The 20,194-nt window shown below is 68.3% G+C and carries 8 protein-coding genes; 3 read left to right on the forward strand and 5 right to left on the reverse strand.

Going from position 1 to position 20,194, the window contains the following annotated elements; all coding sequences use genetic code 11:
• The first annotated feature begins 109 nt into the window (after window positions 1-109).
• The gene (locus Verru16B_RS03520; protein WP_069960988.1) at window positions 110-2,962 is read left to right on the forward strand and encodes an insulinase family protein; all 2,853 of its coding nucleotides are present in this window, start codon (window positions 110-112) and stop codon (window positions 2,960-2,962) included.
• A gap of 142 nt (window positions 2,963-3,104) precedes the next feature.
• Entirely contained in the window at window positions 3,105-5,744 is a 2,640-nt protein-coding gene (locus Verru16B_RS03525; RefSeq protein WP_069960989.1) for a M1 family metallopeptidase, read from the forward strand.
• A gap of 268 nt (window positions 5,745-6,012) precedes the next feature.
• On the opposite strand, the gene Verru16B_RS03530 is transcribed toward Verru16B_RS03525, so the two are convergent.
• The 5 genes from Verru16B_RS03530 to Verru16B_RS03550 all read right to left on the reverse strand — a co-directional run bounded on the left by Verru16B_RS03530 (window position 6,013) and on the right by Verru16B_RS03550 (window position 18,492).
• Window positions 6,013-8,166, reverse strand: a complete 2,154-nt coding sequence (locus Verru16B_RS03530) for a S9 family peptidase (protein WP_083270070.1) — start codon at window positions 8,164-8,166, stop codon at window positions 6,013-6,015.
• Between the two features lie 200 nt (window positions 8,167-8,366).
• On the reverse strand, window positions 8,367-10,355 hold the full coding sequence (locus Verru16B_RS03535; protein ID WP_069960990.1) for a toll/interleukin-1 receptor domain-containing protein: 1,989 nt from the start codon (window positions 10,353-10,355) through the stop codon (window positions 8,367-8,369).
• 2 nt (window positions 10,356-10,357) lie between these two features.
• Window positions 10,358-13,666, reverse strand: a complete 3,309-nt coding sequence (locus Verru16B_RS03540) for a TIR domain-containing protein (protein WP_069960991.1) — start codon at window positions 13,664-13,666, stop codon at window positions 10,358-10,360.
• A gap of 134 nt (window positions 13,667-13,800) precedes the next feature.
• Window positions 13,801-16,149 carry a TIR domain-containing protein gene (locus Verru16B_RS03545; RefSeq protein WP_069960992.1) on the reverse strand — a complete coding sequence of 783 codons (2,349 nt, stop codon included), beginning with the start codon at window positions 16,147-16,149 and terminating at the stop codon, window positions 13,801-13,803.
• Window positions 16,150-18,492 (reverse strand): TIR domain-containing protein, encoded by a 2,343-nt coding sequence (locus Verru16B_RS03550; RefSeq protein WP_083270071.1) that lies wholly within the window; start codon window positions 18,490-18,492, stop codon window positions 16,150-16,152.
• Window positions 18,493-18,578: 86 nt separating this feature from the next.
• On the opposite strand from Verru16B_RS03550, the gene Verru16B_RS03555 reads away from it, so the two are divergent.
• Complete coding sequence (locus Verru16B_RS03555; protein WP_069960994.1) at window positions 18,579-20,063, forward strand: hypothetical protein; 1,485 nt, start codon at window positions 18,579-18,581, stop codon at window positions 20,061-20,063.
• Window positions 20,064-20,194 lie beyond the last annotated feature (131 nt).

The raw sequence follows: 20,194 nt of genomic DNA on the forward strand, positions 1-20,194 counted from the left end.
CCGGCTTCGTCCGGCCCGCCCCGTCCATCCCGCGAAATGGGCCTTTTGTCCTATTGGCATCCGCAAACGAGCCGTGCTAGTCTCGGCTCAAATCCAACCGCTCCTTCCCATGCTGCCACGATTCCCCTCCCTGGGCCGTTCTCCCCGGCTCGCGCTTGTTCCCCTGCTGGTCCTGGCCCTCGCGCCCCTGGTGCGCGCCGCCCTGCCCGCCGACATCCCGCCCCGCCCGCAGGCCCCCAACGATGAGGCGGAATACCGCCGCTTCACCCTGGACAACGGCCTCAAGGTCATCCTGCTCTCCGACCCGAAGCTCAACAAGTCCTCCGCGTCGCTCGCTGTCGCCGCCGGTTCCTACAGCGACCCGGCCAACCGCCAGGGCCTGGCCCACTTCCTCGAGCACATGCTCTTCCTCGGCACGGAAAAATACCCCGACGAGGCCGACTACGGCAATTACCTCAAGATCAACGGCGGCTACAACAACGCCTACACCGCCGGCGACCACACCAATTACCTCCTCGAAATCCGCCATGAGGCCTTCGAGGGCGCGCTCGACCGCCTGTCCCAGTTCTTCATCGCCCCGCTCTTCACGCCGGAGTTCACCGAGCGCGAGATGAACGCCGTCAATTCCGAGAACCAGAAGAACCTCGAGAACGACCTCTGGCGCCAGTACCAGCTCACCAACACCCTCTACCGGCCCGGCCACCCGGCCAACCATTTCAGCACGGGCAACCGCGACACCCTCGGCGGCACCACCCGCGAGGAGCTCCTCGCCTTCTACCACGCCCACTACAGCGCCAACACCATGACCCTCGCCCTCGTGGGCAAGGCCAGCCTCGACGAACTCGAGCAGTGGGCGCGCACGTACTTCACCCCGATCAAGAACCAGCAGCTCAAGCCCATCGACTACCCGGCCGACTACCTGCCGCCCAAGGCCGCCCTGCGCATCGCCCGCATGGAGCCGATCAAGGATGTCCGCCAGCTCACCCTCGAGTTCCCCCTCGGCGCCACCCGCCCGTTCTGGCCGAGCAAACCCGACCGCCTCCTCGGCTTCATCCTCGGCCACGAGGGCGAGGGCAGCCTGCTCTCCGCGCTGAAGGCCGAGGGCCTCGCCACCGGCATGGGCGCCAGCGCCGACGCCAACACCAAGGATTTCGGCTCCTTCAACGCCACTATCTCCCTCACCCCCGCCGGTCTGGAAAAATACCCGCGCGTGCTCGAGCTGTTCTTCGCCGCCATCTCGCGCCTCCGCAGCGCCGGCTACCCCGCCTACCTCTTCCAGGAACGCGCCGCCATGGCCCGCCTCGACGAGACCTTCCAGGACAAGGGCGAGGGCGCCGACCGTGCGGTCGCGCTCGCCAACCAGATCCGCGACTTCCCGCTCGAGATCGCCGAGCGCGAGCCCTACCTCTGGCTCCAGGAGGACCCGGCCGCCTACGCCACGGTCCTGAACCAGATCCGGCCCGACAACATGCTCGTGGTCCTCACCGCCAAGGGCGTCCCGACCGACAAGTCCGAGCCCGTCTACGGCACGAAGTACAGCTACACCGAGGAGACCGGCCCGGCCTACACCGCCCTGCTCACCCCGCCCGAAGTCGCCGCCATCCAGCTGCCCAAGGCCAACCCCTTCATCCCCGCCAGCGCCACTGTCCTGCCCACCCAGCCCATCCAGCTCCTCGACGAGCCCGCGCTGAGCCTGCTCTATGCCCAGGACACCGAGTTCCAGCGCCCGATGGTCGCCGAGGTCTACCGCTTCCGCCTGCCCCGCGCGCTGGCCTCCCTCGAGACCTCCGTCCTGCTGCGCTTCTACGAGGCCTGCATCCGCGAGTCGCTCAACGAGGTCGCCTACACCGCCGGTCAGGCCGGCCTGAACTTCTCGTTCAACGCCGCCCTCGAGGGCGTCGAGATCGCGGTTGAGGGCTACGACGCCTCCGCCCCGCGCCTGCTCGACACCATCGCCGCCAACCTCGTGGACTTCTCCCTCCCCGACGAGCGCTTCGCCGCCATCAAGGACCGCCTCCTGCGCGAACTCGGCAACTTCCCGCGCGCCGACGCCTACCAGATCCTGCTGGAAACGCGCCGCGCCACCGTCCGCGAGTTTCACTTCCGCCCCGACGAGCAGCTCCCCGTCGCCCAGGGCGTGACCCTCGCCGCCGTCCGCGACTTCGCCCGGAAACTCTACACCCGCGGCAAGCTCGAGGCCCTCGTGCACGGCAACGTCACCGCCGCCGACGCCATCGCGCACGCCCGCCGCTTCGGCGCCGCGCTCGCCAGCCAGCCCGTGGCCGACGCCGACCTCCTGCGCCGCCGCCTGCTGGCCCAACCGGCCGGCGAGGCCCTGCGCACCAACGAGCAGCTCGTGGTGAACAACTCCGCCTTCCGCCGCGAGTACGTGCTCGGCGACGACTCGCCCGAGATCCGCGCCGCCACGCTCGTGCTCGGCAACTTCATCAGCGAGCCGTTCTTCTCGGAGCTCCGCACCCGCCAGCAGCTCGGCTACATCGTCGGCGCCAACGCCGGCGGCGAGGAGAACACGAACTTCGCCTACTTCATCATCCAGTCGGGCGAATATCCGGCCGACGAGGTCGAGAAGCGCGCCGACGACTTCATCGTCAAGCTGCCCCTGATGCTCAGCGGCCTGCCCGACGATGCCTGGGCCTCCATCATCGGCGGCGTCCGGGCCCAGCTCGAGGAGAAGGACAAGGCCATCGCCGACCGCGCCAAGCGCCTCTTCGCCCTCGGCTACGACCGCGCCGGCGACTGGAACCGCCGTGAGGAAACCCTGGCCGCTCTCGACCGCCTGACCAAGGCCCGCACCGGCGAGATCCTCGACCACGCCCTCGGCCTCTCCACCCGCCAGATGCGCACCTACCTCGGCTTCGCCCGCCAGCACGAGGCCAAGGCCCCGCAGACCCCCACCTACACCGACCGCCCCGCCTGGAAACAGACGCGGCAGTTCAAATAAGTCCGGGGCCGTTGGGCCAAGGCACTCTCCACGCCCGCCACCCGGCGGGCGTTTGTTTTTTGTAGGGCGGGGTCGCCGAACCCCGCCTCGCCCGCCGCCACTTGTGCCTTGTCTCCGCGCCGCGCCCTTGTGTCATAACCGGATGCCCAAATCCCTCCGTCGGCTTGCCACCCTCCTGAGTCTGTTCGTTGCCGGTGGCGCCCTCGCCGCCAGCCAGCCCGTCGATCCGCTGCGCCTCACCCGGGAGGTCGAGCCCGTCGCCCAGAGCGTCGAGCTCACCCTCGACCCGGCCAAGGACGACTTCTCCGGCCGCGTCATCATCGACCTGCTGGCCAACCAGCCCTTCACGTCGTTCCGCCTGAACGCCGAGGGCCCGACCTTTTCGACCGCCACGCTCACCAGCGCCGACGGCGAGGTCACCACGCTGCAGGCCGAGGTCACCAACGCCAAGTTCGCCATCGTCACCCTGACCGCGCCCAAGTCCCTGGGCATCGGCAACTACAAGCTCGTGATCGATTTCACCGCCAAATACCCGCGTGACGGCCTCGGTCTCTACAAGACCGTCAGCCGCGACGAGCCGTATCTTTTCACCCAGTTCGAGGACAAGCACGCCCGCAAGGCCTTCCCCTGCTGGGACGAACCCGAGTTCAAGATCAACTGGCAGCTCACCCTGAAGATCCCCGCCACGCTGGAGGCCGTGACCAACGCCGCCGTGGCCTACGAATCCCGCGACGGCGACTGGAAGACCATCGTCTTCGGCCGCACGCCGCCCATGCCCAGCTACATCGTGGCCCTCGCCGTCGGCCCGTTCGAATACGTGCCCGTCCCCGGCTGGACCGTGCCCGGCCGCATCATCACCCCCAAGGGCCAGTCCGCGCTCGCGGCCGAGGCCGTGCGGCTCACCCCGCGCATCATGGCCCGCCTCGAGGAGTATTTCGGCATCCCCTACCCCTACGCCAAGTACGACCAGATCGCCGTGCCCGAGTATGTCTACGGCGCGATGGAAAACGCCGGCCTCGTCACCTTCACCGACCGGCTCCTGCTGATGGACCCGGAGAAACCCTCCTTCTCCCAGCGCCGCAGCCTCGCCAGCGTGATCGCCCACGAGGGCGCCCACATGTGGTTCGGCGACCTCGTGACCATGAAATGGTGGGACGACCTCTGGCTCAACGAGTCCTTCGCCGACTGGATGGCCGGCCGCATCATCGGGCACGAATTCCCGGAGTTCCGCATCCAGGTGGCGGAAAGCCGCGGCATCAAGGGCGCCATGCGCAGCGACGCCCTCCCCTCCATCACCGCCATCCGCCGCCCGGTCACGGCCGAGTCCGACCTCGCGCAGCTCGTGGACGAACTCACCTACAACAAGGGCAAGGGCGTGCTCAACATGGTCGAGAACTGGATCGGGCCGGCGCAGTTCCGCGCCGCCATGCGCACCTACTTCCTGAAGCACCGCTGGGGCAACACCGTCAGCGACGACCTCTGGGCCGCCTTCAGCGCCACCTCCGGCGATGACATCACCGGCCTGCTCGCGGCCTTCATCAACAAGCCCGGCGTGCCGCTCGTCACCCTCGCCCTTGATCCGGATGGGAAGCTCCGCCTCTCGCAGCGCCGTTTCCACAACCTCGGCGATCCCCAGCTGGAAGGCCAGTGGCAGATCCCCGTCGTGCTCGCCTGGGGCAAGGGCGGCGAAGTCCACCGCGAGCGCATCCTCCTGAAGGACCTCGAGCAGGTCGTCGCGATCCCCGGCCTGGCGGACGCCGACTGGATCTACCCCAACGCCGGCGAATCCGGTTATTTCCGCTGGAACCTCTCGCCCGAGCTCAACGCCCGGCTCGCCCGCCGGTCGGCGGCGCTCGCCCCCATTGAACGCGTGGGCCTGCTGGACAACACCTCCGCCCTCTTCAACGCCGGTCTGATCAACGGCACCGACTACCTCGCCTACGTCACCGCGTTCGGCGGCGACCTCGACCCCGACGTCAACACCAGCGTCATCGCCAGCGTGGGCGGTCTGCGCAACACCTTCATCACGCCCCCCTCGCGCCCGGCCTACAATTCCTACCGCACCGCGATCCTGCGGCCGATCCTCGATCGCATCGGCCTCCAGCCCGTCGCCGGCGAACCGGTCTACCACGGGCCGCTGCGCAACGCCCTCTACGGGGCACTGGGCTACGAAGCCGCCGATCCCGTCGTGATCGCGGAGTGCCGCCGCCTCGCCGCGCTCTTCCTCGAGAACCCCCGGCAGGTGGACGCCGCCCTGCGGACCACCGCCCTGTCCGTCGCCGCCTACCATGGCGATGCGGCGTTCTTCGCGACGATCCAGGCGGCGTTTGAAAAGGCCCCGTCCCCCATCGTGCGCTCGGCCACCCTCGATGCGCTCGGCAGTTTCCATGACCCGGTCCTGGCCGGGCAGGCCCTCGCCTTCTCCCTCACCCCCGCGGTCAACTCCACCGAGTTCCTCGGCGTGCTCTTCGACATCAGCGGCGACCCGGATCTGCGCGAGCTGGCCGTGGACTGGACGATCGCGCACTACGACGCCATCGCCGCCAAGGCCCCCGCCGAGTACGTCGCCGGGCTCATCGGCGTGGCCGGCGGCGCCGAGCCCGAGCTGTTCAACCGGCTGCGGGATTTCCTCCTGGCCCCGGAGCGCAAGACCGAGTTCGCCCAGATCAACATCACCAAGTCCGCCGAACGCCTCGCCGTCCGCCAGCGCCTCCGCGAGAAGGAACAGGCCAACGTCGTGAAGTTCCTGGAGACCTACCAGGGCAAGACGCCCCGGGACTGACCGGACCGAGGGAACTAGGGACTAAGCTGGAACCCGGCCTCCGGACGGGTTGATCCGACATGCGTGGTCAAAACCGGTCCGGAGGCCCGGTTCCACCTGCCGGAGAGCCTGTTTGCAGGCGATGTCTGTCCCCCTGTGGGCAGCTCGCTCGCGAGCGCGGATTGAAAGGACCCGTTGTAGGGGCGTGGCTCGTCCACGCCCGGGTTCGCCGCGCAAAAGGCGGACGCGGACAAGCCGCGCCCCTACATCATTCGAAGGCCCCCGCCCCTTACGGCCGCGGCGCAACCTCCGCGGAGATCCCCCACTGGTCGAACAGGAAGGCGTAGCTCTCGGCCACTTCGCGGAACCGCTGGAAGCGACCCGAAGCGCCGCCGTGCCCGGCCGACATGTTCATGTTCAGCAGGAGCGGATTGTTGTCCGTCTTGCGCGCGCGCAGGCGCGCCACCCACTTGGCGGGCTCGAAATACTGCACCTGGCTGTCCCACAGGCCGGCCGTCACGAGCGTGGCGGGATAAGCCTTCGCCGCGACCTGGTCGTACGGCGAATACGCCAGCATGTAATCATAGTAAGCCTTGTCCGCCGGGTTGCCCCACTCGTCATACTCGTTCGTCGTGAGCGGGATCGTCTCGTCGAGCATCGTGGTCACCACGTCGACAAACGGCACGTGCGCGACCACGGCGCGGTATTTCTCGCCGGCCAGGTTCATGATCGCGCCCATCAGCAGGCCGCCGGCGCTGCCGCCCTCGGCCGCCACCCGGTCCTTGGCCGCGTAGCCCTGTTTCACCAGGTAGTCCGTGACATCGATGAAATCCGTGAAGGTATTCTGCTTCCGCAGCAGCTTGCCCGACTCATACCAGTCGCGACCCATCTCCTGTCCGCCGCGAATATGGGCGATGGCCACCACCGCGCCGCGGTCCAGCAACGAGAGTCTCGCGCTGGAAAAAGTCGGATCCGAGGAGATGCCGTAGGACCCGTAGGCGTATTGCAGCAGGGCGGCGGTGCCGTCGCGGCGGAAACCCTTCCGGTAGACGATCGAAACCGGGATCAGGGTGCCATCCCGCGCCGGAGCCCGCAGGAATTCGCTCTGGTAGTTGGCCGGATCAAAGGTCCCCAACACGGGCGTGCGCTTGAGCAGGGTCTGCGTGCGCGTCCCCATGTCGTAGTCATAGGTCGTGGACGGGGTCACCAGCGAGGTGTAGGTGTAACGCACCACCGGGGTGTCGGTCTCGGCGTTCTGCGCGAGCGCCATGGTGTAGGCCGGTTCCGTCGCGCCGATCACATGCTCGGCGCCGTCCGCCCAGGCCTTGATGCGGATCTGGCGCAGGCCGCCGGCCCGCTCACCCACCGCGAGGAAATCCTTGAAGACGGCGAAATTCTGCACGAAGCCGTCCGTCCGGTGCGGGATCACATCCTGCCAGGCCGTGCGGTCGGCCACCCGGGCCATCGGTACACGGATCACGCGGAAATTCTTGGCCTGCCAGTTCGTGCGGATGATCCAGTCGTCGCCGGCATCCTCGACGGTGTAGTCATGGCCGCGCTCGCGCGGCAGCACGGGCCGGAATACCAGCGCGGGGTCCGACGCATCGGCCACGAGCGTCTCGGTGGTCAGCGTCTGGTCGAGCACGATCTCGATGAAGCGGTCGCTGCGGCTCTTGCCGACGGACAGGTAGAAGGTGTTGTCCTTCTCCTCGTAGACGACGGCGTCCGTCGCCGGCGCGGTGCCGAGCACGTGCTTGCGGACGCGGACGCCGAGCAGCGTCACGGGATCCTTCTCCACGTAGAGGACCGTCCGATTGTCGTTGGCCCACGCAATTTCACCCGTGGTATTTTCGAGACGATCGGGCAGCACCTCGCCGGTGGTAAGGTCCTTGAAATGCAGCGTCCACTGGCGCCGGCCCACGTTGTCCTGGGACCAGGCGAGGATTCGTGCGTCGGGGGAGACGACACTTTGCTGGATCTGGAAAAACTTCTGCCCCGCCGCGAGCGTATTGCCGTCGAGCAGCACCTCTTCGGCGGCCGTGAGGGTCTCCCGCTTGCGCGCGTGGATCGGGTATTCCTTCCCCGCGTCGAAGCGCGTGTAGTACCACCAACCGGCCTTGCGGTAGGGCACGCTGGCGTCGTCCTGCTTGATGCGCGCCACGATCTCCGTGTACAGCGCCTCCTCGGTGGCCTGCGTGTGGGCCGTCATCGCCTCACGGTAGGCGTTCTCCGCCTCCAGGTAGGCGAGCACGGCCGGGTCCTTGCGGGTGTCGTCGCGCAGCCAGTAATACTCGTCGGTGCGTCCGCCGTGCGGCGACGGCACGACGTAGGGTCGCTTCTCGGCCACAGGCGGAACCGGCGCGGCACGCGAAACCAGGGGAAGCGAGGTCATGAGCAGGAGAGCAGGAAGCAGACGTTGCAGGGAGGAAACGGCGAAGGACATGGCCGGACCGTAGCACGCTTGTCCGCCGAGACAAGCCCCCGCCGGCCGAAACGGCCGCACACGAAGATAAACGGTCGGTTGCAACCTGTAGCCGGGGTCGCTGACCCGGTCCGACTCGACGCGCGTCGCCCAAAGCGGAAGGGACGTCCTTCAGTCCTGGATTTTCAGGTCTCAGGTCTCGGCGCTGAACGCTACGCGGGCTATTCGCCCGTCCTCGGCTCCGCCAGGATCGCCCGGATCTCCGGGTCGTCGCGCCACGGAGCCATGCGCGGGTCGAGCTGCATCCGCACCCGGATCGCCGTCCGCCCTTCGGGCCAAGTGACGACACCCTCACGCAGAAACTCCAGCGCCGTGTCCCGCTCCCCGATCAGCAGCGCCCCCGGGATCAGCGTGAACCACCAGCCGGTGACCAGGCTCTGCGCATAGGGCCGCCGCTGGGCCTCCACCAAGCGGCCAAAGGCCACCTTCGCCTCGGTTTTTCGACCCAGTCCCAGCAGGGTCCAGAATTCGGCGTAATTCAGCCAGATGCGGGCCGGTTCGGTCGTGCGCATCCGCTGGATTTCCAGCCAGGCCGCCTCGTATTGCTGGCGGGCCAGCTCGGCTTTGCCCTGGCGCACCAGCAGGTCGGCGTTCAGCAGGGCGGTTGGCCCGGCATACTCAAAATCCGTGAACCACTTCTGGGTGAAGGCGCGCAGCGCATCCAGGCCCGCCTCCACGTCGCCCCCGAACGCCGCATAAAGGAAGTAGCCGAACACCGCCCGCTCGGTTCCACGCACCCGTTCCGGGACCTGATCCAACCAACGCTTCATCCCCGGGAAGTCGTTGTGCAGGCCGAACTGGAGGCGCGCCTTCCACGCAATGGCGTTGGGCAGCGGGGTCAACGCCAGCGTGGCATCCAACTCCCGGTCGAATTCCTCGTAGCGGCCCTGGTCCTTGTAATGGCGGGCCAGGTCGTAGCGTGAGAGCGCGTCCCGCGGGAAGCGCCGCACGTTCTCCTGCGACTGCGCGAGGGCCTCCGCCTGCCGCCCGGGCTGGACGTTCAACAGGTCAGCCAGCATCCGGCCGTGGCGGGGATTGCCGGGATCTCGCTCCATGGCCTGGCGCAACAGGCGTTCGGCGCGGGTCACGTTCGTCGCCCGGGCAAACAGGTAGGTCGCGACGGCCAGCATCGCCTCGGGCTCGTTGGGATCGAGCTGCAGGGCGCGTTCCCCATAGAGCCGTGCCTGGGCCGAGCGCTCGTCACTTCGGTCGAAACCCCGCCGCATGAATTGTGACTGGACGCGCGCCATGACCGTCACGGCCTCCAGGTCGGCGGGGGACCGCTCGAGGATCGGTTTCACGAGCTGCTCGGCGAGGGCGAGATCATCGGGGATCGATTCCAAGCCCTCAATCAGGTCGATCGCCTTCTTCAAGTCCGGGTGCTTCGGCCAGTCCCGGGCGACCACCGGCGCGGCCGGCTCTTCACCCAATTTCCCGGCCAGCAGGTCACCGCCGCGCGCCGCGACCGGAGCGGACTTCAGCGGGGCGGCCGGCGGCGGGGGACCGGAATTAAGCGCGATGGGCGACGGCCGCAGCAGCCACCAGGTCGCGCCGCCCGCCAGCGCGAAGATCGCGACGCCCAGCCCGGCATAGACTTTCCAGCCCGGCGCCGGCGAGGAACCTGGCAGGGGCGCGCCGCGGGCGCGCCCGTCGGCGTTCCCGCCTTCGCGGGACGACGCTCCGACATCGGCCTGATGTTTCAGCACCCCCGCCCGGTGCGACCAGAGCTTCACGAACTTGGCCTTGGCCTCGGGCGTCATCTCGCCGCCGCGGACACGCGTCCATTGCACGGTGCGGAACCGGTCGGGCACGAGCGCGTCCGGCTCACGCGTGTCATCGATCACGATGGGCAGGATGAAGGCCACGCCACTCGCAATCCCGAGCGCCCGCTGGGCCGCCAGCTCCCACTCGATGCGAAAATACCCCTCCTCGCGCGCCTGCGTGTTGGCCGAGATGATCGGGAGGAAGAGCACGCACTCCTTGATCTGCCGCCGGATCTTCGCATCCCACTCGTCGCCGGTCTCCAAACCGCCCTCGACATCGAACCACACCTCGACGCCACTCGCGCGCAGGGATTCGGCAATACGGCGTGCGGCCTCCGCGTCCTGGGAGGCGTAGGATAAAAAGACGGCTTTACCGGGATCGCTCATTTCTACTGGCCGTCAGCTAGGCCGACTTTGCGCATCAACTCCTGCCAGCGTGGATCGGAGAAAAGGGGCGTCAATTCCGTGTTTTCGCGCAGCCACGCGATGCTAGGGTCGCGGCTGATCCGGGCTTTCTCCAGCGCGGCGAACGCGCGGTCCTTGTCCCCGAGTCCGGCATACAGCCACGCGGTGCAGGTCTGCAGGTCGGCGCGGTCGGGTTCGGTGCGGGCCAGCTGCTCCAAGCGGGCGAGCATCTCGCGGACCATCGCCAGGTCGCCGCGCGCCAGGCCCAGCAACCCCCGGGTGCCGCTCTGCTGGACCACATCCAGATCGAGCGCGAGCGACGCCTCGGCCTCGGCATAGCGCCCCTGGTTGATCAGGGGCCAGGCCAGCACGCTATGGTAACTCGTGCCCCCGGGGGCCAATTGCAGCGCCCGGCGCGCCGCCCGCTCCGATTCGACCCAGTTCTTGCTTTCGAAAAACATGATGCTCAGGTCAATCTGGGTGCTGGGGTTGAGCGGGTCGAGTTGGACCGCCAGCCGGGCCAGCCGGAAGGCCTCTTCGGTCTGGCCGATGTTGAAGAGCAGCACCGCCGTGCCGGCGAGGATCTCGGGATTGTTGGGCTGCAGGGCCAGCGCCCGCCGGAACGACCGCTCGGCGCCCCGCCAGTCCCATTCGGCGGTGCGCAAGATCCAGCCCTGCGCCAGCAGCACGTCGGGTGATTCCGGTTCCAGCGCCAGCGCCTGATCAATGGCCGCGCGGGCCGCCGCCCAAGAGGCCAGCGTCGGCGCCCCACCCCAGCGGCCGAGCCGGGTGTGGATGCTCGCCAGTTGCACCCAGGCCGCCGTGTACTTCGGCTCCAGCGCCACCGCCCGCTCGAAATGACCGACCGCTTCGCGCAGCTCCACCACGCTCGCCTTGGCCGCTGCGGACCGGCCGAGGAGGAAGGCCTGATAGGCGTCGGGCCGCACCGCCTGCCGCGGGACCGACTCGCCCATGCTCATCTTGAGCTCGAGGTTCTTCGCGATCAGCCCCGCGATTTCATCCTGGACGGCGAAGATGTCCTTCAGGTCGCGGGTGAAGGTGTCGCTCCAGACGCGGAAGCCATCCGCCGCCTTGATCAGCTGCGCGGTGATGCGAACCTTGTCGCCCTGCTTGCGCACACTGCCCTCCAGCACGTAGGCCACGCCGAGTTGGCGCGCAATTTCCGGTATCGGCACCTCCTTGCCCTTGAAATAGAATGCCGAGGTCCGCGCCGCGACCTTCAGCCCGGGCACCTTGGCCAGCACGTTGAGCAGCTCCTCACTGATGCCGTCGGAGAAATACTCGTTGGCCTTGTCGTCGGAGAGGTTGGCGAACGCCAGCACGGCGACGGATTTGGCGTCCGCAGCGGAGGACGCGGTCGTCGGTTCCTTGGCGGGCGCGGAGCGGGTTTGTTGCTCCTTGAGAACATGCAGCTCCGCCTCGTCCTCCTTGAGGATACGCTGCAAGCGCGGATCCCCCCGGATCACCGCATAGGCGGGATGGTAGCGGATGACGGGCAGGGCCCGGACCCGGCCCATGGGTTTGCGCCGGGACCATTCGCGCTCGATGGCGGCCAGCGCGGCCTCCGGTTCATTGAGGGCCACGAGGACTTGGGTCTCCGCCTCCAAGCCGACCGGATTCTGCTCCCCGCCCAGCTCGACCCGGAGCTGCCACGCTTCCCGCGCGGCTTCGCGCTGGCCCGTCAAGGCCAGCAAGAGGGCGCGTTGATTCAACAGGGACGGGTTTCGGGCATCGGTCTTCAGCCGCTCATCAACCAGGGTGAGCGCAGCGCGCCACTCGGCCTGCGCGGCCGCCGGCCGCTTGGCGATGGCATGCGCCCAACCCGTGAGGTATCCCTTGGGTTCGCGGGCGGCGTATTCCTCGAAATAATCCTGCGGCACCTGGGCGAGGGCTTGCAGGGCTTTCTCCGGCTCCGCACGCCAGAGCCAGTAATACGCGATCGCGGAGCCGAAGGCCGGCTCCTGCCGGAAGCGGGCCGGAATTTTTTCGATGAACGGAGCGGCCGCCGCCAGGTCGTGCCAGCTCCGCATGAGCAGGTTGAGTTTCTCGTAATAGGCCCCGCGCAGCACCCCGGGATCCGCGAGCATTTCGTCCAGCATGGCCTCCGCCTCGGCATAGCGGCCCAGCGTGCGCAACCGCAGCTCCTCAAACCACAACGCGAGCGGAAACAGGCCTGTGCGCGGCAGGGCGCGGAATTTCCGGATGAGGTCCTGCACGGCGGTTTCATTTCCCATCCCCCCCTCGGCCCGCACGAGGCTGAAGAGCACCTGCTGGTCGGCGGGGGCCCGGCGATGCAGCTCCTGCAGTATCCGCAGCAATTCCCCGTCATTGCCGGTGCCTTCCAAACAACGGGCGACCGCGAGCGCCGCCCGCACCGACTGCGGGTCAACCTGGCTGGCACGCGCCGCCTGCGAGCGCGCCTTCTCGCGCCGGCCCGCGCTGGTATCGTAGGTGTTGGAAAAGAGATTGTGGGACGCGAACGCCGCCACCGCCCAGACCTCCGCATCGCCCGCGTCCAGCGCCAAAGCCCGCTGGCAGAGTTCATCGGCGAGCCACGAGGTCTCCCGCGTGAAGTTCGGATCCTCGAGCAGCTGCATCGCCTGGTTCGCCAGCTTGCGGGCCTCGGAAACGGGCTGGGTCATCGTGGGCGCCGGCCCATTCGATGAGCTCGGGGCCGGCTCCTTGCGTGCCTCTTTCATGACGAGCACCATCGCCATCGTCACGCCGAAGATCGGCAGCACCCACCACCATTTGGACGCCCCGCGGCGGGGTGGCACCGGTCTTGATGTAGCCGGGCTCGTTGAGCCCGGAAGGCCGGGATCAACGACCCCGGCTGCAGTTCCATCCAATAACTTCCTCACCCGCACACAAAAGGCCGGCGTGGCCTCGCCCGCCGGCAACTTGGTCCACTGCACGGCGCGGAATTCCGCCGGCACCCTGGCCTCGGCGTCGCGCGTGCCGTCGATCAGCACGGGCAACAGGAAGGTCATCTCGTCGGCCATGGTGTGCGTGCGCTGCGCGGCGAGTTTCCACTCCAGCCGGAAATACCCCTCCAGCCGCGCCTGCGTGTTCGCCGAGATGAGCGGCACGAACAGCGCGCACGACGAAATCTGCCCGCGGATCTTCCCATCCCACTGGTCCCCGCCCACCAGCTCGTTCTGGTCGAACCACACCTCGACGCCGGCGGCGCGGAGCGCGTCACAAATGCGCTTCGCCGCCTCGGCATCCTGCGAAGCGTAACTGAGGAAAACGGCTTTGCCGGGATCACTCATGCCTGGATGAAAATCCACCCGCGTGCCCAGGCGCGATGGCCCGACCCCGGGGTCACGACCCTTCCCTGCGTTGCTTCGTGCCTCTGTGGTGAAATTCCGGACATTGAACGGGGGGCGTTGGGCCTTGCTCCGCCTCAGAGCGTTTTCGCGGACCGCAGGATTTCCTCGAAGCGCGGGTCGTCCTTCAGCTGGGCGTAGCAGGGATCGGCGCGCAGTTCCCGCGGGGTATCGCTGGCCCCGCCCGCCACGGCGCGACGCAGGCAAACCAGCGCCTCCTCGGGATGTCCCGTGAGGGCGAGGACCCGCGCGCTCTCTGTCCAGACCAGGGCCGCCATCAGGCTGTCGTAGCGGGCCAGTTGCTCGGCCTGGCCCATGATCTCCGCCGGCTGCCCGTCGCCGAGATAGCACTTCGCCAGGGCAATATAGTGGTTAACCAGTCGTTGCTGGCGGGGGGACCAGGGGCCGGCCTCGAAGTGGGCCAGGGCTTCGCGGGCGGCGGCCTGCGAACCCGCCGTATCTCCCCGTAGCCAGGTGACCATCGCGCGCGGGAAAGAGGCCGGCATCGCCAGGACCCCGCTCGCGGAACTCACGAAGGTCACCATCCGGGGATCCGAAAGGGCTTTTTCCGCTGCGGCCAGATCCCCGGCGCGGAAGGCCTGCACGTAGGCCGCCTGCAAGGCGTGCTTGTCGGCCGGCAGCGGCGGCGTGTCCGCCAGCTTGCGCAGATAGGCGGCGCGGTTGCCGTCGAGCTCATACTGGCCCCGGATGAAATAGGACTGCAGCCAGCCATCCCCCGGAAAGAGCGCGAGGAACCGTTCGGCGAGCGGCGGGATGGCCGAGTAACGCCGCATCGTGAACAGGGTCTCGATCTGGGTCGTGACATAGCTCCGGTCCCGCGGATTCAGGACCACGGACCGCTCGATGTGTTCAAGCGCCTCCGGCCAGCGGCCCAGGCGCCGCAGGGAGATGCCGATCCGGTATTGGAGCTCGGCATCGTTGGGCAGGCCGGCTTCCGCCGCCTGGAAGGCCGCGAGCGCCTTGCCCCAGTCGTTCTCGCACGTGTAGGCGAAGGCGGCCTGGGCAATCCGCGTCTCCGGGGCATCGGGCGCAATCTTCTGCGCTGCTTCCATGGCGGCTTGGGCGAGGGCCCGGCGCGCGGGCGAAGGATCCACCCCGCCAAACCAATACATGGTGCCATGCAGGAGGGCCAGCTGGACGTAGGCGTCGACAAAGGCCGGGTCCCGGTCGATGGCGCGCTGGTAGAGGGCGATGATCGGCGCGTAGGCTTCCGGCGGGGCGGTCGCACTGAGTTCCTGTTTCAACACGCGGCCCTGCATGTACAAGTCGTAAGCCACGGAATCCTGCGTCGGCCGGCGTTCGATTAAGGCCCGCTCGCCCGCCGTGAGGTTGGCCTTGAGTGCGCCGGCAATTTCCCGCGCCAGCTCGCCCTGCAGGGCAAACACGTCGGTGAGGTCGCGGTCGTAGGTCTCCGCCCAGAGGTGCTCGTCGCTGCGGGCGTCGATCAGCTGGGCGGTGACGCGCACCTTCTGGCCCGCGCGGCGCACGCTGCCCTCGAGCACAAACGCGACGCCGAGGTCCGCGGCGATCTTCCGCAGGTTGCGCGAGGCGGCTTCGCGGTAGGCCAGCACCGAGGTGCGCGAGATGACCTTGAGGTCGCGGATCTTGGCGAGGCCCGTGATCACATCCTCGTGGATGCCGTCGGCGAAGAAGGCGTTCTCCGCCTCCGGGCTCATGTTGGCAAAGGGCAGGACGGCGATCGACTTGGCGCCCGCGGCGGGCGCCACCGGCGCCGCCACGGCAACCGCGGGGGCGGGGGCCGGCGCCTGTGGGCCGGGGACGTTCTCCGGCGCCGGCGCGGGCTTCCGCGCGACGCCAAATGCGATCGCGACGCCAACCACCACGGCGGTCAGCGCGCCCCAGGTCCAGCGGGGGAGACCTTTTTGTAGGGGCGCGCCTTGTGCGCGCCCGCGGGCGTCGTCGAGCGACGCCCCTACACCGGTGGGACGAGGGCGTCCGCCCTCCAGCGGCTTCCCCTCCAGCAACCGCTTCACCTGCTCGACAAAGGACGGCGTGGGCAGCGCGCCGGGCAGGCGCGACCACTGCACCCGCATGAACTCCGGCGGGACGACGGCGGCCGACTCCTTCGTGTCATCGATCACCACGGGGGCGATGAAGGGCACCCCCTCGGCGAGCAGGTGCGTCTGGTCCACCGCCAGTTTCCATTCGAGCCGGAAATAACCCTTGGTCCGCGTCTGGGTGTGAGTGGAGATGACCGGCACGAAGAGCGTGCAGGCATCGATCTGTTTCCGGATCTTCGCGTCCCACTGGTCGCCGCCGCGCAGCTCATTCTCGTCGAACCAGACCTCCAGGCCCGCGCTGCGCAGCGCCTCGGCGATGCGCCGCGCCGCCGCCGCGTCATCGCGGGCATAGCTGAGAAAAACGGCTTTGTTCGGCTCGGCCATTTAGAACAGCGGGGCGTAGTTCTTGGGGTCGGCAAGAAAGGCCTGGAAACGCGGGTCCTGCCGCAGCGCGGGACTGACGTACGTCTGCTCCAGCTTGAGACGCTCGAGGCTCATGGTGCCGGGGAGCCGCGCCAACCGGGTTAACTCGGCCAGGGCCACTTCCTGGTCGCCGGTCAGGCCGTAGAGGAAAGCGCGCTGCAGGGCCCAACGGGGACCATCGGAGGCATCCCGGGATTCCGGCATCAGCGCGACGCACTGGTCGGCCAGGCGCCGGGTCTCCTCCGGGCGCCCCAAAATCAATTCCGCCGCCGCCAGCGTTATCAGCAACCGGCCGTTCCGGGGCTCGGCTTCCAGCAGCCGGCGCAGCTCCGCGGGGTGTTCGGCCAACCGGGCCAGCGCCCCGGCCCGATCCCCGGCCTGAAAATAGTACAAGGCCGCGTAGACCGCCTGTTCGACGTGGGGACTGCCGTTGGCATCATAAAACGGTTGGAGGCGGTCCAGGCGGAAGATTTCCGCCGTGTTGCTGGTTAGCTTGGCCCAATTCGAGCGCAGCTCGATGCCCTCGGGCGAATTGAGCTGGTCCGGGGTCAACGCGGCGAAAAAGGCCTCCGTCTCGCGGCGCGAGCCTGTCGCCCAGAAATGAGACTGCGCCAGCATGTAGCCTTCCGTGAGGTTATCCGGCAACAGGGCCACGATCCGCCGCTGGGTCGCGATGACGTCGGGCCAGCGCCGGCCGGACTGGTAGGTGGCCAGGAGATTACGCAGGTAGCCGATGTTGGCCGGGTCGAGTTCGCAGGCCCGGCGCGTGTTGGCCAGGGACTCGGCCCAGCGGCCCTGCCGGCGCTGGATCAGGCCGAGGGAGTTGAACACGGTCGGGGCGTTGGGCTGCAGCCGCGCCAGCTTCAGGTATTGCTCCGTCGCGCGGTCATAGTCGCGGTAGCCGTAATAGTGATAGGTCCCGAGGCTGCTGATGACCTCGGGGTCCTCGGGGGCGAGCTGCACGGCGCGCTCGATCGCGGCCTTGGCCCGCGCCAGGTACTCCTCGCTGCCCACGAGGTTGCCGAAATAGGCGAAGGCGCAGGCGCTCGCGAGCTCGCCCCAGCCCTGCGCAAAGGCCGGATCCAGGTCCACGGCACTCTGCAGCAGGGCGATGCGCTTTTTGCGGGCGGCCGCCGTGGCGCCCTCGCGGTTGCTGATGTCACGGGAGCGCAGGAAGAAGTCGTAGGCGGCGGGATTCTCGGTCGGCTTGCGGGCGAGGAGCGCCTTCTCCTCCGGCGAGAGCGCGGCCTTGAGCGCACCGGCGATTTGCGACGAGAGCTCGGCTTGGATCGCGAACACGTCGGTGATGTCGCGGTCGAAGGACTGGGCCCACACGTGCTCGTCGGTCGCGGCGTGGATGAGCTGGCCGGTGACGCGCACCTTGTTGCCCGAGCGTCGCACGCTGCCCTCGAGAATGTAGGTGACGCCGAGCTCCTGCGCGATCTGCCGCATGGGTTTCGTCGTGGCGCGGTAAGCCATCACCGAGGTGCGGGACACGACCCGCAGTTCGCGGATCAGGGCGAGATTGGTGAGGATATCCTCGTGCATGCCGTCGGTGAAGAAGGCGCTGTCCTTCTCCTCGCTCATGTTGGTGAACGGGAGCACGGCCACGGACTTGTCGGCGACCGACGGCGGACGAACCGGTTCCGGCGTCTGGGGTTTGGGCTCCGGGAGGGCGGCGGGCTCGGGTTTGCGCCCGACGCCGAGCGCCACCGCGACGCCGACCACGACCGCGGTCAGCGCGCCCCAGGTCCAGCCGGGGATGGCTTTCTTCTTCTGGGGGGCGGGGTCTCCGAACCCCGCCGGATTGCCCGTCTGCGTCGGGGCAGGCGGGGTTCGGAGACCCCGCCCTCCATCCTTCTCTCCGCTCAAGAGCCGTTTCACCTGCTCGACAAACTGGGGCGTGGGTGCACCCGCGGGCAGCCGGGTCCATTGCGCCCGGCCAAAGGATTCGGGCACCGCCGCCCCGGCTTCCGGCGTGTCGTCAATCACCACCGGCACGATGAAGGCCTTGCCCGAGGCCATGAGGTGGGAGCGATCATCGGCGAGTTTCCATTCCAACCGGAAGTAGGCCTCGTCGCGCGCCTGCGTGGTCGCGGAAATCACCGGGATGAACAAGCCGCAGGCCTTGATCTGCCCGCGGATCTTCTGGTCCCACTGGTCGCCCCCGCGCAGCTCGCTCATGTCGAACCACACCTCCACCCCGAAACCCCGCAATGCCTCGGCAATGCGTTTGGCGGGTTCGGCATCTTCCCGAGCATAGCTCAAAAAGACAGCCCGAGCCGAAGGTGTGTGGTCCGGCATAAGTTTCGGCGTTGATGCCGGTTAAGCTTAGGCCTTGCCAGCCCAAACACACACTGGCACCCGTTGCCAACCTCGACTCCGGCCGCATGTCCTCCCCTGCTCTCACTGCCAGCCAACTGCCGCTGTTCCACGTCGTGGGCTTTTCCGGCCACCGGCAGCTCGACGACCCGGCGGGGGTGGGCCGCGCGATCGGCACCGTCCTCGGCGAACTGCAGCGCGAGGCCCCCGGCGAATGGATCGCCCTGTCCTCGGCCGCCGCCGGCGCCGACCTGCTCTTCGTCCGCACCGCCCTGGACCTGAAGCTGGGCTGGGAAGCCTTCCTGCCCCTGCCCCTGGTGGATTTCGAGCGGGATTTTCCCCCCGAGGAATGGACGGAGGTCAAAACCCTGCTCACCCGGGCCGAGCACACCGAGATCGCCGCCGAGCCGGGCTCGCGCGAGGAGGCCTACCTCACGGGCGGTTTCGAGATCGTGAACCGCTGCGACGTGCTCCTCGTCGTCTGGGATGGCCAACCCGCCCGCGGCAAGGGCGGCACGGCCGACGTCGTCGCCTACGCCCGCGCCATGGGCCGGCCGATCCTGATCATCAATCCCGACACCAAGGCCGTCCGCCGGGAGAACTTCGAGAAGGTGCGGTTGCACGACGAAAACCTGCGCTTCCTGAACGCCGTCCCTGGCGCGGCGGGCCCGGCGCCCGCCCACTCGCGGGCCCTGGTCGCCGCCTTCCAAAAAAAGGTGGATGACGCGGCCACGCACAGCTCGCCCCATTTCCGCAAGCTGATCGCGATCACGGTCTGGCTGCACGTCTCCGCCACCGGCCTGGCGACCGCCGCCCTCGCCTTCGACCTGCACTGGGGCGGCCTGCCCTGGGGCAAACTCCTGCTGCTGCTCGGCGCGCTCGGCGTGGCCATGGTCGTGCGCACGCAACGCACCCACCACCACTGGACCCGCTGCCGGCTCGCGGCGGAAATCACCCGCTCCGCCCTGGCCATCTGGGGCCTGCCCCGCGCGACGCGCCTTTTCGCGGATTTCGACTGGTCGGGCCTCGAGCCACTGCGCCGCTCGCTCGACGTACTGCACCGCCGCGCCGCGCGCGAGGCCGGGGCGGATTTCGACACCTTCCGCCAGCAATACATCACCGGGCGCATCGACGACCAGCTCGCCTACTTCGCCCGCCAGGAATCCCGGGCGATCCCGCTGCTGGCCCGGCTGCGCATGGGCTTCGCCGTCACCTCGGTGGCCGCCATCGTCTTCACCGCCCTCTACGCGCTGCACGGTACGTTCGGCTGGCCGGTTCTCCCCCACGTCCTGGAACAGGCGCTCTATTATTTCGCCCCGATCATGCTGCCCGTGCTCGCCGCCGCCTTCATCTCGCTCATCTCGATCAACGACCTGCACCGCCGCGTGGCCCGCTACCGCGAGATGTGCATCCGCCTCGAGACCGTGCGCAAGGAGATCGCCCACAGCCAGACCTGGGCCGGCCTCGAGCGCGCCATCGCCAAGGCCGAGCGCGTCCTCCTACAGGAGGTCTTCGAGTGGCACTCGATCACGAGCTTCACCGAATCGCACTGAGGCGCGCGGGGATCCGATCCAGGATTCACCACGAAGGGGGTTTCGCCCACCGCGAAAACCCTGAGCGGTCCGAATCCAGCGTTAACTGATTCCAAACCCGCCTTCGCTCTTGGCTCTCTGCGCCTTGCACC

Origin of the sequence: Lacunisphaera limnophila (assembly GCF_001746835.1) — a bacterium.
GTDB classification, from domain to species: Bacteria; Verrucomicrobiota; Verrucomicrobiia; order Opitutales; family Opitutaceae; genus Lacunisphaera; species Lacunisphaera limnophila.